The organism is Bartonella sp. CL25QHWL (genome assembly GCF_042195335.1).
GTDB lineage: Bacteria > Pseudomonadota > Alphaproteobacteria > Rhizobiales > Rhizobiaceae > Bartonella.
Genome location: NZ_JBHIOE010000041.1, coordinates 1 through 399, shown reverse-complemented (window position 1 = coordinate 399; position 399 = coordinate 1). Strand labels below are relative to the sequence as shown.

Here is a 399-nt window from a genome sequence, read left to right as displayed (position 1 = left end):
GGCTGCCGGAACTCAAATCTTCTAAAGGGGGCACTTCTTCCGCATCAAATTCCACCCGCCATTTTCCCAATTGTAAAGTGCTGTTGGAATTTAAATCGCGGTCAAACCAAACACGGCCACCCAAAAGCGCACCACGCGCAATCATATCATCAAGAAACTGTGTAAGGCTGCGGGTAATGGCAATAACATGTTGGCCAGTAAGGTTTTCATCATTCGCCCAAGGGCGGAAATTGTTGATGATCGTTTTTTCCAAAGCTGCACGGGTGCGCACCACATTGACAAAGCGCCAAAGTGGATCACTGGAGGTGGTATGGTTTCCGCATAAAATACGTACATTGGACGCTATTTGTCCACCAGAAGTATTTAAATTATCAGTCTGGCTGGGCCGTGCTGGGATAA

At 47.4% G+C, this 399-nt stretch carries 1 protein-coding gene; it reads right to left on the bottom strand.

The window, feature by feature from the left end; all coding sequences use genetic code 11:
* A partial coding sequence (locus ACFILY_RS09175; protein ID WP_375673346.1) for a phage tail sheath C-terminal domain-containing protein occupies window positions 1-399 on the bottom strand: 399 nt, incomplete at both ends.